The 736-nt window shown below is 50.1% G+C and carries 1 protein-coding gene; it reads left to right on the top strand.

Annotated elements, in window-relative coordinates:
• Positions 1-618, top strand: a 618-nt coding sequence (locus R7O13_RS26685) for a COX aromatic rich motif-containing protein (protein WP_318305186.1), incomplete at its 5' end; no start/stop codon positions are given.
• Positions 619-736: the final 118 nt, after the last annotated feature.

Below are 736 nucleotides of genomic sequence, written 5' to 3'. Positions count from 1 at the left end.
GAAGTGGTGGTATGGACAATTCCCATCATCATTATCGCCATTCTTGCCACCATCACTTGGCGTTCTACCCACGAACTAGAGCCATCCAAACCTCTGGTGAGTGATGTCAAACCGATGACGATTGAAGTGGTTTCGCTTGATTGGAAATGGCTGTTTATCTATCCGGAAGAAAACATCGCGACCGTAAACTACGTGGCGTTTCCGAAAGATGTGCCTGTGACCTTTAAGCTGACGTCAGACAACATCATGAACGCGTTTTTTATCCCGCGTTTGGGTACTCAGATTTACGCGATGCCAGGCATGGTGACTAAGTTGAATCTGATCGCTAACCACGAAGGGGACTACAAGGGCTTTGCGTCGAACTACAGCGGCGAAGGTTTCTCGCAGATGAAGTTCACCGCATCCGCAATGCCGGACCGCGCTGCGTTCCTCAACTGGGTGCAAAAAGTGAAAGCGAGCCCTGATCGAATCGAAGATTGGGAGCAATACAGCTCGCTGGCTGAGCCAAGCGTTGCTGCGCCTGTCACTCTGTTCTCAAGTGTTCCTCCGTTTCTGTTCAGCAACGTCGTGACCCAACATCCGGGTTCCATGAACTGTTTGCCTGAAAACCAAGGATAATCACATGTTTGGAAGATTAACTCTGGATTCAATTCCATATCACGAGCCGATCATCATCATCACGCTGGCGATCGTCGCGTTGGTGGGATTAGCCGTGGTGGTTGCCGTAACCAAAGCT

Source organism: Vibrio sp. Y176 (genome assembly GCF_033438945.1).
Note: the sequence above shows the minus strand (reverse complement) of the source record. Positions and strands in the feature narration are given on the sequence as shown.